This is a genomic window from Azospirillum oleiclasticum (genome assembly GCF_013423485.1).
GTDB classification, from domain to species: Bacteria; Pseudomonadota; Alphaproteobacteria; order Azospirillales; family Azospirillaceae; genus Azospirillum; species Azospirillum oleiclasticum.
Map to the genome: position 1 here is coordinate 1 of NZ_JABFFR010000050.1, position 13,203 is coordinate 13,203.

Consider the following 13,203-nt stretch of genomic DNA (forward strand, 5'->3'; position numbering starts at 1 on the left):
CGACGACTGCAACCAGACCGGCCAGATGCTGGCGGCGCTGCTGGGCTGGGGCCAGGGGACCTTCGCGTCCAAGGTGGCCCCGGGCGAGGGCAGTGTCGCGGTGACGCGCGAGATCGACGGCGGTCTGGAGACGGTGGAACTGACGCTGCCGGCTGTGGTGACCGCCGACCTGCGGCTGAACGAGCCGCGCTACGCGTCGCTTCCCAACATCATGAAGGCGAAAAAGAAGCCGCTGGAGACGGTGACGCCCGACGCGCTGGGCGTGGACGTGACGCCGCGGCTGACCACGGTGAAGGTGGCGGAGCCGCCCAAGCGGCAGGCCGGCATCAAGGTGCCGGACGTGGCGACCCTGGTGGACAAGCTGAAGACCGAAGCGCGGGTGATCTGACCATGGCCGACATCCTCGTCCTTGCCGAGCACGACGGCGCGGCGCTGAAGCCCGCGACGCTGCACACCGTCGCCGCCGCCAGCAAGATCGGCGGCTCCGTCCATGTTCTCGTTGCCGGGTCCGGTGCGCAGGCCGCCGCCGACGCGGCGGCGAAGGTCGTCGGCGTGTCCAAGGTTCTGCTGGCGGATGACGCCGCCTACGCGCACGCGCTGGCGGAGCCGCTGGCGGCGCTGATCGTGGCGCTGGCGCCCGGCTACGGCCACATCCTGGCCCCGGCGACCGCCACCGGCAAGAATGTGCTGCCGCGGGTGGCGGCCCTGCTGGACGTGGCCCAGGTGTCGGACATCCTGTCCGTCGAAGGGCCGGACACCTTCACGCGCCCGATCTACGCCGGCAACGCCATCGCCACCGTGACCAGCGCCGATCGGGTGAAGGTGATCACCGTGCGCACCACGGCCTTCGAGGCGGCCCCGGCGGAGGGCGGCTCGGCGCCGGTGGAAGCGGTCGCGGCGGCCGGCGATCCGGGCCTGTCCAAATTCGTGTCGGCGGAACTGTCGAAGTCGGAGCGGCCGGAGCTGACGGCGGCGCGGGTGGTGGTGTCGGGCGGCCGCGGCATGCAGTCGGGCGACAACTTCCACCTGCTGGAGGCGCTGGCCGACAAGCTGGGTGGCGCGGTGGGCGCCAGCCGTGCGGCCGTGGACAGCGGCTTCGTGCCCAACGACTATCAGGTCGGGCAGACCGGCAAGATCGTGGCGCCGGAGCTCTACATCGCGGTCGGCATCAGCGGCGCCATCCAGCATCTGGCCGGCATGAAGGACAGCAAGGTGATCGTCGCCATCAACAAGGACGAGGAGGCGCCCATCTTCCAGGTCGCCGACTACGGCCTCGTCGCCGACCTCTTCAAGGCGGTGCCGGAGCTGACCGAAAAGCTGTGACGGCACACCCTCTTCCCCCCGCGGGAAGAGGGTCTTCCTTCCGGCTGTCACGCCACTGTCACGGCGCTCTGCTATGGCAGGGATGGCGCCGCCCGGGCCCGATTGCGGCCTGGCGGCCCCTTGTCCCATCCCTCCCCTGGCAGAGGACCGCTCGATGCAGACCGGCTACGTGGCAACCTACGAACGCATCGCCCCGCTCTACGATTTTCTCGACAAGGGCTACGAGGTCCTGTGGAAGAGCCGTCTGCGGACGCTGACCTTCCAGGGCACCTCCGGGGCGATTCTGGACGCGGGTGCCGGCACCGGCTGCAACATGCCCTTCTACCCGCGCGGCGCCCGCGTCACCGCGGTGGACGCCAGCCCCCGCATGCTCGACCGCGCCCGCAAGCGCGCCGCGAAGATGGGGCTGGACGTGGCGATCGAGGTGCGCGACCTGACCGACACCGGCCTGCCCGACGCCAGCTTCGACCACATCGTCGCCACCTTCGTCTTCTGCGTCCTGCCCGAGCACCTGATCCAGCCGGCGCTGACCGAGATGGCCCGCATCCTGAAGCCGGGGGGCACCATCCGCATCCTCGACTACACCGAATCCAGCCACCCCGCGGCGAAGGTGTGGATGCGGGTGGTCGGCCCCTGGCTGAACTGGGCCTTCGGCGCCCGCTACAACGCCAGCTACGAGAGCGTCCTCCCCCACACCGGCCTGGAGCTGATCGAACGCCGCTTCGTGTTCGGCGATTCGGTCAAGCTTTTGGTGGCACAGCCGCGCGTCACGGCATAATACCGGCGGCACGAAACCTTGACTCGTGTCGCTGGAGGGCCGCGACCGCGGCCCCGCGCCCACGTGGGCGCGAAGGCAAGGGGCCGGATGGCCCCGCCCGCCGTATGAGAGAGACCAGAAGAGCGGCGTGGCCGTCAGCGTTTTCCTCGAAGCGCCGCGCCTTCAGTGTGACGCTTCCTTGGTCATTCACGGCGGCGGCAAAGTGCGTGACACCGCCGATGTCGATGCCGACGAAATTCATAGTGTCGACCTCGTAGCTCAGCGACCGGGAGCCTCGAAGCCGATGCCTGTCCTTACCCTTGTGAATGCGGCGCGACGGCGCAAGCCCATCCGCCAGGATACCGTTCAAGCCCCACGCATCGGACGAGGGCGCCAATCTCAGAAGCGAGGCCAACGCCTCAAGGGAACGCGGCGCCCCTCTCCCGAGTCCATTCAAGCTCAGTGAACGCTGAGCCCGAACGTCTGTGCCCGTGATACAAGGGAGGGTACGAAATCATCGCGCCGTGGATCGAGTACACGGCAAGGGTGTCCATCGAGGGAGATACCCGTAAGTTCGATGTCCTTTCCTTTGCCGGCGAGGAGGGCGAAGGTCGAAATCGCCCTCCCGCCGGCCGACTTTCATGCGCCTCACAAATGGCGCTCCGAACTGTTGAACGCCGGCTACAGGCTGCCACAGGACCGTGCCGTGGCCACGCTGATCCACAACCATCTTCTCGGATCGAGTCCGAAGGAACAGCGCTTGGTGGTGGCCAGCGTCGGCTGGCATGGCGACGCCTTCGTTCTCCCGAACCTGCCTTCCCGGCAGGGGGCGCGGGTGATCCTGTTCCAGGGAGGGCAGGCCGGCCGTGTCGCGTGCTTCGGCAAGAACGGTACGCTCGGTGACTGGAAGCGCCACGTTGCGGAGCCGGCGGCGCATTCCTCACGGCTGGTGCTCTCGATCGCGTTGGCCTTCGCCGCACCCCTGCTGCGCTTCACCAGGTTCGACAGTTGCGGCTTGCACCTGGAGGGGCCGTCCTCGAAGGGGAAGACCACCTGCCTGCTGGCGGCGACGTCGGTCAGTGGGCGGCCCGACCGGCGGGAGCTGCTGACCTGGGACGCCACGAAGGCGGCGCTGTCCGAGACGGCCATGGGGCACAACGACTGCCTCATGTGCATCGACGAGTTGGCGAACACGGAGGGGAACTCGGCCGCTGTCGCCCAGCGCATGCGGGAGGTCGCGTACATGCTCGCGAGCGGGCGTGGCCGTCTGCGCTCGTCGGTTTACGGCACCAGCTTCAACCTGAAGGACGCACGGTGGAGGGTTCTGTTTCTCTCGACGGGCGAGAAGGCCATCTCCACCCTGGCGAGGGAGGCCAACGTCGACCGGTTGAAGGGGGAACTGGTCCGGCTGGTCGACGTTCCGGCGCTGGCAAGCCCCGGCCTGGGGATCTATGAGTCGCTGCCCGACACCGTCGCGTCGCCTGCGGCCTTCGGAAGCGATCGAGTCGGCGTGTCAACGGCACTACGGGCACGCGTTCCTGGCGTTCCTCAACAGGCTCGGCGAGAACCACGACTCTCGCTGCCCGGCAAGGTCGAGGCGCTGGTCGAGCGCTTCATGACAGGTGCCAGGGCGCCCCAGGACGGGTGGGAGCGGCGGTTCGCCCGACCATTCGCCCTGAGCTTCGCGGCGGGAAAACTCGCGATCAGGTGGGGCATCGTGCCGTGGAAGTCGACCACCGTCGGCCGGTCGATGCAGGCGTGCTACATCGCGGCGCGGAAGTTGGTGCCGGATGCCCAGGAGTTGCTGGAGCAGGGAATCCAGATGCTCCGCAGCCGACTGCAACGTGGCGAAGGGGTGCTCGACTTGCTCCGTCAAGGCACCAAAACCATGTGGACAGCCGAGCAGGCGAAGGCCGCGGAGATCTTCGCGTGCGGCACGCCAACGGCAGGACGACACTTCCTGATCAAGCCCGCGGCTTTCGAATCGTGGTTCCCACCTGCGCAGCGCGACGTGGTGTTGGCGTGGTTGGAACGATCCGGCCACCTGATCAAGGATGAGAGACGGGGCGTCCGAACGCTCCAGGCCCAGATCAAGGGCATCGAAGGGCGCGGGCGCTACTACGCCTTGAAGGCAACGCTGCTCCAGTGACGGGATGGTGGCGTCTGGTGGGCTGCCGGATCCTTGCTGGAGCCGGCTGTCCGCTGGCGCGGAACACGCTGGCCTACCATCCAGCACCACGTGTCCTGCTACCTATTTGCTACCTCGGCGCCGTCCACACAGCGCCCCGCCGATGGCGAAACGGTCGCCAAGTGCTTGAAATTGTTTGGTGCCCCAAGCCGGAATCGAACCAGCACGCCCTTTCGGGCAACAGATTTTGAGTCTGCCGCGTCTACCAGTTCCGCCATTGGGGCAGCAGGAATGGTGGCGGGATGATACAGCGGCTTTGGCGGGGGTCAACGGCAAAGAGCGTCGTTCGGACGGGCTGGCCGTCGGGGCGCGGGTGCGCTATAGCTCAGGGATCATGCTGAACCAATCCTTCCTCGCCGATCCGCGCCGTGCCTCGCTGCTGCTGGGGCTGGCGAGCGCCGGTGTGCTGGCGGCGGCGCTGGTCTTCCAGTACGGCTTCGGCTACCAGCCCTGCGTGCTGTGCATCTGGCAGCGCTGGCCCTATGTGGGGGTCGTCGTCTTCACCCTGCTCACGCTGCTGTTCCGGCGCTGGCCGGGGGTGGGGGACGCGCTGCTGATCGCCAGCGGGCTGGCGCTGCTCGCCAACGCCGGCATCGCCGGCTACCATGTGGGGGTCGAGCAGCACTGGTGGGCGGGCACGTCGGGCTGCGGCGTGCCGGGGCCGGCCTCCTCGCTCGACCAGCTGCGGGCGCAGGTCATGGCGGCGCCCATCGTGCGTTGCGACGAAATCCCCTGGTCGCTGCTCGGCGTGTCCATGGCCGGCTACAACGTGCTCGTCTCCCTGGCGCTGGCCGCCTTCGCCTTCGCGGCGGCGCGAGTCGCCTACACACGGAGTGTCCGATGACCGTCATCGAGGAGCTGCGCCCCAAGGCCGCGAACCCGTCCGCCAGCGACCGGCCCGGCACCACCCCGCAGCGCCGCTACCACGGCGCGCTGCCGGGCGATCCGCCCGCCAGCGAGCATCTCGCCCGCGTCGTGCGGGTGGACCATGCCGGCGAATATGGCGCCAAGCGCATCTACGAAGGGCAGCTCGCCATCATGGGCCGCGGCCGCCACGCCCGCACCATCCGTCACATGGCGGACCAGGAGGCGGTGCATCTGCGCTATTTCGAGGAGCAGCTGACCCGCCGCCAGGTCCGCCCCACGGCGCTCCAGCCCTTGTGGCACGTCGCCGGATTCGCGCTGGGCGCCGGCACCGCGCTGCTGGGCGAGCGCGCCGCCATGGCCTGCACCGTGGCGGTGGAGGAGGTGATCGACGGCCATTACGAGAAGCAGCTCGAGCGGCTGGGTCCGGAGGAGGAGGAGCTGAAGGCCAACATCCGCCAGTTCCAGGCGGAGGAGCTGGAGCACCGCGACATCGGTCTGCAGAACGAGGCGGAGAAGGCGCCCGCCTACCCGCTGCTGTCGGCGGCCATCCGCGCCGGCACGCGCGCGGTGATCTGGGTGGCGGAGCGGGTGTGAAGCCCGCTCACACCGGATCCAGTTCGGTGTCCCAATAAAGAAAATCCCGCCAACTTTCGTGAAGGAAGTTTGGCGGGAAGGCTCGACCGTTTTCCTGGAGTTCGTAGGCGGTGGGCTGGAAGGGCGGACTGAGGGGGATCATGCCGCACAGGTGCGGCAGCCGGTTTCCTTTCAGCAGATTGCAGGCCGAGCAGGAGGTGACGACGTTCTCCCACGTGGTGCGCCCGCCGCGTGAGCGCGGGATCACGTGGTCGAAGGTCAGTTCCTGGGTGGGGAAGGGGTGACCGCAATACTGGCACGCGAAGCGGTCGCGCAGGAACACGTTGAAGCGGGTGAAGGCCGGGCGGCGTGCCGCCGGGATGTATTCCTTCAGCGAGATGACGCTGGGCAACCGGATCTCGAAGCTGGGCGATCGCACGACACGGTCGTATTGGGAGATGATGTTCACCCGGTCGAGGAAGACCGCCTTCACCGCCTCCTGCCACGACCAGAGCGACAGGGGGAAATAGCTGAGCGGACGGAAGTCCGCGTTCAGCACGAGAGCCGGACAGTGATCGGGTGGTGGAGCCAACGGCCACTCCCTCCTGCGATTCCCTCTCGATCGACCCTGAACGGGTCGGGGCGCACAGGATACATAAGCGATCGGGCGCGCAAACTCAACATCGTGTGTCGTCGCACCCCACAGACTTCACGGATCCGTAACCATGTCTTACAGGCGGGGCGGATCGTCAGCCCAACGCCCGGGCCAGGAAGGCGCCGCCCAGATCCAACCCGTCGGCATCGATGGTGTGGTCCAGGTCCGGGCAGGCGTGGGTCTCCACCGGAACGCCAGCGGCGCGCAGGGCCGTCTCCGCCTGCGCCAGCGCGGCGAAGGGAACCACCTGGTCCAGGTCGCCATGCACCAGCAGGACCGGCGGGCGCCCCACCGCCTCGGCGGACAGCCGCTCGGCCCCGACCAGCGCGCCGGAATAGCCGACGATGGCGGCCGGCGGCACCGCGCGGCGCAGACCGCAATGCAGCGCCATCATGCAGCCTTGCGAGAAGCCGACCAGCGCCAGCCGGTCCGGCCCCAACCCGCGCGCCGCCAGTTCGGAGTCGAGAACGTCGTCCAGAATCGGCGCGGCCATCCGCGCGCCGGCCAGCAGCGCCGCCGGTGACCGGTCCTGGAGGCTGAACCACTGCCGTCCATAGGGCGCCAGGTCACAGGGAAACGGGGCGTGGGGCGACAGGAAGGCGGCGTGCGGCAGCCGGTCGGCCCAGTGCGGCGCCAGCTCGATCAGGTCGTCGCCATCCGCCCCCACCCCATGCAGCAGCACCACGAGCGCGCGGGCCGGGCCACCGGCGGCGGGCGGGAGGGACGGGCCGGTCAGGCGGGGCAGGGTGGTCATCGCGGTTCCTTGGGCTTGGGCGTGTGACAAGTGGTGGCGGGCAGGGGCAGGCCGTCTCCGGGGGCGGCGTGTGGTTACACCCTGTTAACCAGCGGGCGGCAACATCCGGTCACCTGTCAAGGGGGACTTCCATGAGCGCCACGATCATCGACCTCGTCCAACACCGCCGCAAGCGCGAGGAGGAGGAGCGGCAGCGACGCATCGACGCCTTCGACCGCGAACTCCGCCGCCGTCTGGCGCTCTATCTGGAGGGCGATGTGATGGCGATCGAGCCGATCAAGGACAGCCCCTACCTCTGACCGCCCGACGTCTGACCACCCTGCCGCCAGCGGCGACGAGAGGTCGCCGCTGGCGGGTGATTTCGGTTAGACAGGGGGATGGACACCGCCGCCTCCCCCACCGTCACCCGCTTCGCCCCCAGCCCGACCGGGCACCTGCATCTCGGCCACGCGCATTCCGCCCTGTTCGGGTGGCACGCCGCGCGGGAGGTGGGAGGGCACTTCCTGCTGCGCATCGAGGACATCGACCCCCAGCGCTGCCGGCGGGAGTATGAGCGCGACCTGATCGACGATCTGTCCTGGCTGGGCCTGACCTGGGACGGGCCGGTGCGGCGCCAGTCCGACCATCCCGCCGACCACCGGGCGGCGCTCGACCGTCTCGCCGGCCTCGGCGTCATCTACCCCTGCTTCTGCTCCCGCAAGGACATCGCCGCGGAGATCGCGCGCGCCGGCCATGCCCCGCATGGTCCGGACGGGCCGCTCTACCCCGGCACCTGCCGCGGCCTCGATCCGGCGGAGCGGGTGGCGCGGCTGGCCGCCGACGTTCCACACGCGCTGCGGCTGGACGTGGCGAGCGCCATGGCCATCGCCGGGCCGCTGCGCTGGCACGACCGTGCCCATGGCTGGCAGGACGCCACACCCGGAATCCTGGGCGACGTGGTTCTGGCGCGCAAGGACACGCCGACCAGCTACCACCTGGCCGTCACCGTGGACGACCACATCCAGGGCGTGACGCTTGTGACGCGCGGCGAGGATCTGTTCTTCGCCACCCATCTTCATCGGCTGCTGCAGGCGCTGCTGGGTCTGCGCGTGCCCGAATGGCACCACCATCGTCTTCTGACCAACGACCGGGGCGAGCGCCTGTCGAAGCGCGACCGGGCGATTGGCCTGCGCGACCTGCGGGCCGCCGGGTATGAACCCGCCGCGGTGCGCTCTCTCGCCGGCTTTCCTGATGGACGGAAGGGATCGGATCTGGTTGTCCAGGGAAAAGTAATAAAATAATAGAGACATGTAATCTGATTTCTGGAATGAAAATTCAAGGTCATAGGCCGCTCGGCGCGACGATATGTCCGCTATGACGAAGGGCGTCTTCCGCAATCTCCATTTAACCGGACTCGATTCCGGAAGCGTGTGCGCATAATTTCCATTGTTGGGACGAGGCCCGAGAGACACGGGCCTTTGCCGAAGAGGAGCCCCGACGATGCTGGTGCAGAACGATCATCCCGTTGACGAACGGTCGTCACGCACCGATGGTGGGACCACGTCCATGGATGGACGGTCCGACGTGGCCCTGGTGATCGATGACGAGCCGACGGTCCTGTATGGCCTGACCCTGGTGCTGGAACAGCTGGGGTGGGAGGTGGTCGCCGCCGCCTCGGCGGACGAGGCGATGCGCCGTCTGGCGGCGCGCCGGACCTGCCCCGACGTGATCGTCGCCGACTACCGGCTGCGCGACGGCCGGACGGGGGCCGAGGCCATCCGTGCCGTCCACGCCATGGTCGGGCGGGCGGTGCCCGCCATGCTGCTGACCGGGGACACCAGCCCCGACCGGTTGAAGGAGGCGCGGCGCAGCGGCTTCACCCTGCTGCACAAGCCGATCACCATTGGAGAGTTGAACAACCAGCTCGTCCTGCTGCGCCACTGACCGGGGGGCCGGCCGTTCAGCGCCGCAAACCGGCGACGATCTCCAGGTAATCGGGATCGTCCGGTGTCAGCCAGCCGTGACGCACCAGGAAGTCGATGACCACGAGGTTGACGTTGAACTTCCAGTCGTCGCCGTCGCGCACGCTGGCCGCGACGCGGTCGAGCGGCCACAGCTCGAACGCCTCCACCTCGCCGTCGGTGTTGCGCGGCTCGAATCCGGGATCGAGTTCCAGGTCGTAGAGGAAGAGCGTGTCGGGCTTCAGCCCCTCGCGCGATTCCCTCAGGTAGGTGACCGCCCCCACGGGCGCGGCGCGGCGCGCCAGATCGGCGGCGATCCCCGCCTCCTCCGCCGCCTCCTTCACCAGGTTCTCGGCCAGGGTCAGGCCGATGGGCTGGCCGCCGGCGACCAGGTTGTCGAGCTTGCCGGGCGACACCAGCCGGTCGCGCGCCCGCCGCGCCACCCACAGCGAGACGCCCCCGTCCGGCTGCCGGACGAAGCCGTTGACGTGCAGCCCATAGGCGGCGATGCCGAAATGCACCACCGCCGCGCGATCGACCCGCATCAGCGGCTCCGCCCCCCAGCGCGGCAGCACCGGGTAGTGCTCGCCCCGGAGGCCGGGAATGGCACCGGATTCGGCCAGATAGAGCGCCGCGTGCGCCATGGCGGCCGAACGCGCCTCGAAATCGCGCAGCTCCGGGGCCAGCGTCACCCGCTCCGGCGTCACCAGGAAGGCGGGATCGACCGACGGCAGCGCCTTGGCCAGCGCGTGACGGATCCAGCCGACCCGCAAGCCATCGACGTCGAAGGGACGGAAGCCGGACAGGTCGTGACGGTTGCACGCCCGGATGTGGTCGAGGAAGGCCATGCCGTCCGTGTAGACCCATGCGCCGGCCGGCGCAACACACGGATGCGCCGACCGGTGCAACAGCGGCGTCGCGTGACCCCCGGCCGGGCGCTGGTCGGGAGCTGGTTCTTGCGTACCGGGTGGTTCCCGGGGGGCCCGAGCGAGCGCGGTTGCGCTCCGGCCTGTGGCCAGCGTAAACAGGGCCATCGGACATCAGGGACGGCGGCGCCCTCCGGAGGACCCCATGTCGGCCAGCGCGTTCGGCAACTTTTCCGTGCTTGTCATCGAGGATGAGACCTTCACCCGGATGGTCCTGGCGCGGATGCTGGGCGGCCTGGGCTTCAAGGCCGTCCATCAGGCGGGCGACGGGGAAGCGGGGCTGGCCGCGGTGCGGGAGCATGCGCCCGACGTCGTGCTCTGCGACGTGGAGATGAAGCCGCTGGACGGGTTGGGTTTCCTGCGCGGCCTGCGCGGTGGAGCGGAGCCGTTGCGGTCGCTGCCGGTCGTGTTCATGACCAACCGTGCGGACGAGGGCCGCATGGCCGAGGCCCGCGACCTCGGCGCCGACATCTTCATCGTCAAGCCGGTGACGCCGGACGCATTGCGCGACACGCTCGGCCGCTGCCTCGGCTGATCGCTTCCGGCCGGCAAGGGTGGTTATCCTGTCCCGGAGGTTGTCACAACGCCGAGCGCAACGTCTGGACAACCACGCCGGAGCGTACGGACTCGCCCGGAAATCCCGGTTTTCGCCATATTGTCATGCCGTGATACCCCGCCGTCCCCCTCTTCGGGAGACTGGATCGGGCGGTCCGGCGCGTGTGTTATTTGAGGAACTGTGATGCCGATAAAGGCGGGCGCTGCATTTTTAACTTTTGTTGGACGGCCGAACGGCTACTCTGGTCGTGTTGCGTCGGATATCGACGCATCGAAGCTCTGGAGGATGATGGCGTGATTCATGGCGCCGAGCTTGTCCCCACGGCGCGGCTTCGGGACCCCGGTTCCGCCGCCGCCAAGCACGGCCCTACACCGACGCCACCGACAACCCGACACCATCCAGACCGGTCCGGTTCCGGCCGGCCCCGGCCCGTCCGTCCAGTCCCGGCCGGCGCCATGGACTCCCGGACTATCCATCAATCGTCGCTGGAAAGCCCTACGGCGCGCCTTACATTCAGAATCGGTGGCACTGCGGGTTTCCGGCATTTGAGTGGCAACCGCGAAAAAGATTGGGCTTCAACGGTGAGCGGGGGTGCTGCGGGGCATCGGCTCCTGACACGCCTTCCGGATGTTCGAACGCGCTCCGCCTGCGCCGCATCGAGGCCGCAGCGGAACCGCCATCCCTAGTGTTCAGACACACGGAGCAACGAATGTTCCCGGCCGACGAACTGTTCGCACGATACGCACAAACCTACGAGGGCCGCCGCGAGGTGGAGATGTCCCTCACCGAATACCTCCAGGCCTGCCGTGACGATCCGATGATGTACGCGTCGGCACCCGAGCGCATCCTGGCGGCGATCGGCGAGCCGGAAGTGGTGGACACCTCCAAGGACCCGCGGCTCGGCCGGATCTTCATGAACCGCACCATGAAGGTCTATCCGGCCTTCGCCGACTTCTACGGGATGGAGGAGACGATCGAGCGGATCGTCGGCTTCTTCCGTCACGCCGCCCAGGGTCTGGAGGAGCGCAAGCAGATCCTTTACCTGCTGGGTCCGGTCGGCGGCGGCAAGTCCTCGCTCGCCGAACGGTTGAAGACGTTGATGGAGAAATGCCCGGTCTATGTGCTGAAGGCCGGCAAGGAGGTCAGCCCGCTCTTCGAGAGCCCGCTGGGCCTGTTCAACCCGGACGAGATGGGCGAACTGCTGGAGGAGCGCTACGGCATCCCGCGCCGCCGTCTGACCGGTCTGATGAGCCCGTGGGCGGTGAAGCGTCTGGACGAGTTCGGCGGCGACATCTCGCGCTTCCGCGTGGTCAAGGTGCACCCCAGCAAGCTGCGCCAGATCTGCGTGACCAAGACCGAGCCGGGCGACGAGAACAACCAGGACATTTCCTCGCTCGTCGGCAAGGTCGATATCCGCAAGCTGGAGATCTTCAGCCAGAACGATCCGGATGCCTACAGCTTCTCCGGCGGCCTGAACCGGGCCACCCAGGGCATCATGGAATTCGTGGAGATGTTCAAGGCGCCCATCAAGATGCTCCACCCGCTCCTGACCGCCACGCAGGAGGGGAACTATGTCGGCTCGGAGAACATCGGCGCCATCCCCTACCAGGGCATCATCCTCGCCCACTCCAACGAGGCGGAGTGGCAGACCTTCAAGAACAACAAGAACAACGAAGCCTTCATCGACCGCATCTGCGTGATCAAGGTGCCCTACTGCCTGCGGGTGACCGAGGAGCAGCGCATCTACGAGAAGCTGATCCAGGGCTCCGACCTGTCGCAGGCGCCCTGCGCGCCGTCCACCCTGCAGATGCTGGCGCGTTTCTCCGTCCTGTCGCGCATGCGCGAGCATCCGAACTCCAGCATCTATTCCAAGCTGCGGGTCTATGACGGCGAGAGCGTCAAGGAGACCGACCCCAAGGCCAAGTCGATGCAGGAGTACAAGGACCAGGCCGGCGTCGACGAGGGGATGGACGGCATCTCCACCCGCTTCGCCTTCAAGGTCCTGGCCGCCACCTTCAACTATGACTCGACCGAGATCTCCGCCGATCCGGTCCATTTGATGTACATCCTGGAACAGTCGATCCGCCGGGAGCAGTTCCCCGACGAGATCGAAAAGCGCTACATGGAGTTCATCAAGGCCGAGCTGGCGCCGCGCTATGCGGAGTTCATCGGCAACGAGATCCAGAAGGCGTATCTGGAATCCTATCACGATTACGGCCAGAACCTGTTCGACCGCTATGTCGATTACGCCGACGCGTGGATCGAGGACCAGGACTTCAAGGATCCGGACACCGGCCAGCTGATGAACCGGGAGCTGCTGAACCAGGAGCTGACCAAGATCGAGAAGCCCGCGGGCATCGCCAACCCCAAGGACTTCCGCAACGAGGTGGTCAAGTTCGCGCTCAGGTCCCGCGCCGCCAACAACGGCCGCAACCCGTCCTGGACCAGCTACGAGAAGATCCGCGAGGTCATCGAGAAGCGTATGTTCTCGCAGGTCGAGGATCTGCTGCCGGTCATCTCCTTCGGGTCCAAGAAGGACAGCGACACGGAGAAGAAGCACACCGAGTTCGTGGTCCGCATGATGACCCGCGGCTACACGGAGCGGCAGGTGCGGCGGCTGGTCGAGTGGTACATGCGGGTGAAGCAGGCCGGCTGACGCCGGCC

14 protein-coding genes and 1 tRNA gene are annotated in these 13,203 nt (G+C 67.8%); 11 read left to right on the forward strand and 4 right to left on the reverse strand.

The window, feature by feature from the left end; genetic code table 11:
* From HL658_RS32565 to HL658_RS32580, 4 genes are all read left to right on the forward strand, one after another.
* Positions 1 to 388, forward strand: a 388-nt coding sequence (locus tag HL658_RS32565) for an electron transfer flavoprotein subunit beta/FixA family protein (RefSeq protein ID WP_180287707.1), incomplete at its 5' end; no start/stop codon positions are given.
* Positions 389 to 390: 2 nt separating this feature from the next.
* Positions 391 to 1,323 carry an electron transfer flavoprotein subunit alpha/FixB family protein gene (locus HL658_RS32570; protein WP_180286526.1) on the forward strand — a complete coding sequence of 311 codons (933 nt, stop codon included), beginning with the start codon at positions 391 to 393 and terminating at the stop codon, positions 1,321 to 1,323.
* 154 nt (positions 1,324 to 1,477) lie between these two features.
* Positions 1,478 to 2,101 (forward strand): class I SAM-dependent methyltransferase, encoded by a 624-nt coding sequence (locus tag HL658_RS32575; RefSeq protein WP_246338155.1) that lies wholly within the window; start codon positions 1,478 to 1,480, stop codon positions 2,099 to 2,101.
* Positions 2,102 to 2,657: 556 nt separating this feature from the next.
* Positions 2,658 to 4,229 carry a DUF927 domain-containing protein gene (locus tag HL658_RS32580; protein ID WP_180286524.1) on the forward strand — a complete coding sequence of 524 codons (1,572 nt, stop codon included), beginning with the start codon at positions 2,658 to 2,660 and terminating at the stop codon, positions 4,227 to 4,229.
* Positions 4,230 to 4,405: 176 nt separating this feature from the next.
* Here HL658_RS32580 and HL658_RS32585 read toward each other — a convergent pair.
* Positions 4,406 to 4,492: transfer RNA gene (locus tag HL658_RS32585), tRNA-Leu, on the reverse strand.
* Positions 4,493 to 4,602: 110 nt separating this feature from the next.
* Between HL658_RS32585 and HL658_RS32590 the strand changes: the two genes are divergently transcribed.
* Positions 4,603 to 5,112 carry a disulfide bond formation protein B gene (locus HL658_RS32590; RefSeq protein ID WP_180286523.1) on the forward strand — a complete coding sequence of 170 codons (510 nt, stop codon included), beginning with the start codon at positions 4,603 to 4,605 and terminating at the stop codon, positions 5,110 to 5,112.
* Positions 5,109 to 5,729: a demethoxyubiquinone hydroxylase family protein gene (locus HL658_RS32595; protein WP_180286522.1), complete on the forward strand. Its 621-nt coding sequence runs from the start codon at positions 5,109 to 5,111 to the stop codon at positions 5,727 to 5,729. The genes HL658_RS32590 and HL658_RS32595 overlap by 4 nt, the downstream gene beginning before the upstream one ends.
* A 7-nt stretch (positions 5,730 to 5,736) precedes the next feature.
* Here HL658_RS32595 and HL658_RS32600 read toward each other — a convergent pair whose 3' ends face one another.
* Positions 5,737 to 6,300, reverse strand: a complete 564-nt coding sequence (locus HL658_RS32600; RefSeq protein ID WP_180286521.1) for an HNH endonuclease — start codon at positions 6,298 to 6,300, stop codon at positions 5,737 to 5,739.
* Between the two features lie 157 nt (positions 6,301 to 6,457).
* Positions 6,458 to 7,117: an alpha/beta hydrolase gene (locus tag HL658_RS32605; protein ID WP_180286520.1), complete on the reverse strand. Its 660-nt coding sequence runs from the start codon at positions 7,115 to 7,117 to the stop codon at positions 6,458 to 6,460.
* 131 nt (positions 7,118 to 7,248) lie between these two features.
* Between HL658_RS32605 and HL658_RS32610 the strand changes: the two genes are divergently transcribed.
* From HL658_RS32610 to HL658_RS32620, 3 genes are all read left to right on the forward strand, one after another.
* Positions 7,249 to 7,416: a hypothetical protein gene (locus HL658_RS32610; protein WP_180286519.1), complete on the forward strand. Its 168-nt coding sequence runs from the start codon at positions 7,249 to 7,251 to the stop codon at positions 7,414 to 7,416.
* A gap of 78 nt (positions 7,417 to 7,494) precedes the next feature.
* Positions 7,495 to 8,397: a tRNA glutamyl-Q(34) synthetase GluQRS gene (gene gluQRS, locus HL658_RS32615; protein WP_180286518.1), complete on the forward strand. Its 903-nt coding sequence runs from the start codon at positions 7,495 to 7,497 to the stop codon at positions 8,395 to 8,397.
* A 265-nt stretch (positions 8,398 to 8,662) separates the two neighbouring features.
* The gene (locus HL658_RS32620) at positions 8,663 to 9,040 is read left to right on the forward strand and encodes a response regulator (RefSeq protein WP_180286517.1); all 378 of its coding nucleotides are present in this window, start codon (positions 8,663 to 8,665) and stop codon (positions 9,038 to 9,040) included.
* 16 nt (positions 9,041 to 9,056) lie between these two features.
* On the opposite strand, the gene HL658_RS32625 is transcribed toward HL658_RS32620, so the two are convergent.
* A complete protein-coding gene (locus tag HL658_RS32625) occupies positions 9,057 to 9,905 on the reverse strand; it encodes a DUF4743 domain-containing protein (RefSeq protein WP_180286516.1) in 849 nt (282 codons plus the stop codon).
* Between the two features lie 223 nt (positions 9,906 to 10,128).
* Between HL658_RS32625 and HL658_RS32630 the strand changes: the two genes are divergently transcribed.
* Together HL658_RS32630 and HL658_RS32635 are read left to right on the forward strand one after the other, a co-directional pair.
* Complete coding sequence (locus HL658_RS32630; RefSeq protein WP_180286515.1) at positions 10,129 to 10,518, forward strand: response regulator; 390 nt, start codon at positions 10,129 to 10,131, stop codon at positions 10,516 to 10,518.
* A 730-nt stretch (positions 10,519 to 11,248) separates the two neighbouring features.
* On the forward strand, positions 11,249 to 13,195 hold the full coding sequence (locus tag HL658_RS32635) for a PrkA family serine protein kinase (RefSeq protein ID WP_180286514.1): 1,947 nt from the start codon (positions 11,249 to 11,251) through the stop codon (positions 13,193 to 13,195).
* Positions 13,196 to 13,203: the final 8 nt, after the last annotated feature.

What these genes read in the sequence shown, in the direction of transcription:
- HL658_RS32570 (WP_180286526.1), top strand. Translation starts at nt 391, where the DNA reads ATGGCCGACATCCTCGTCCTTGCCGAGCACGACGGCGCGGCGCTGAAG.
- HL658_RS32575 (WP_246338155.1), top strand. Translation starts at nt 1,478, where the DNA reads ATGCAGACCGGCTACGTGGCAACCTACGAACGCATCGCCCCGCTCTAC.
- HL658_RS32580 (WP_180286524.1), top strand. Translation starts at nt 2,658, where the DNA reads ATGTCCTTTCCTTTGCCGGCGAGGAGGGCGAAGGTCGAAATCGCCCTC.
- HL658_RS32590 (WP_180286523.1), top strand. Translation starts at nt 4,603, where the DNA reads ATGCTGAACCAATCCTTCCTCGCCGATCCGCGCCGTGCCTCGCTGCTG.
- HL658_RS32595 (WP_180286522.1), top strand. Translation starts at nt 5,109, where the DNA reads ATGACCGTCATCGAGGAGCTGCGCCCCAAGGCCGCGAACCCGTCCGCC.
- HL658_RS32605 (WP_180286520.1), bottom strand. Translation starts at nt 7,117, where the DNA reads ATGACCACCCTGCCCCGCCTGACCGGCCCGTCCCTCCCGCCCGCCGCC.
- HL658_RS32610 (WP_180286519.1), top strand. Translation starts at nt 7,249, where the DNA reads ATGAGCGCCACGATCATCGACCTCGTCCAACACCGCCGCAAGCGCGAG.
- gluQRS (WP_180286518.1), top strand. Translation starts at nt 7,495, where the DNA reads ATGGACACCGCCGCCTCCCCCACCGTCACCCGCTTCGCCCCCAGCCCG.
- HL658_RS32620 (WP_180286517.1), top strand. Translation starts at nt 8,663, where the DNA reads ATGGATGGACGGTCCGACGTGGCCCTGGTGATCGATGACGAGCCGACG.
- HL658_RS32625 (WP_180286516.1), bottom strand. Translation starts at nt 9,905, where the DNA reads ATGGCCTTCCTCGACCACATCCGGGCGTGCAACCGTCACGACCTGTCC.
- HL658_RS32630 (WP_180286515.1), top strand. Translation starts at nt 10,129, where the DNA reads ATGTCGGCCAGCGCGTTCGGCAACTTTTCCGTGCTTGTCATCGAGGAT.
- HL658_RS32635 (WP_180286514.1), top strand. Translation starts at nt 11,249, where the DNA reads ATGTTCCCGGCCGACGAACTGTTCGCACGATACGCACAAACCTACGAG.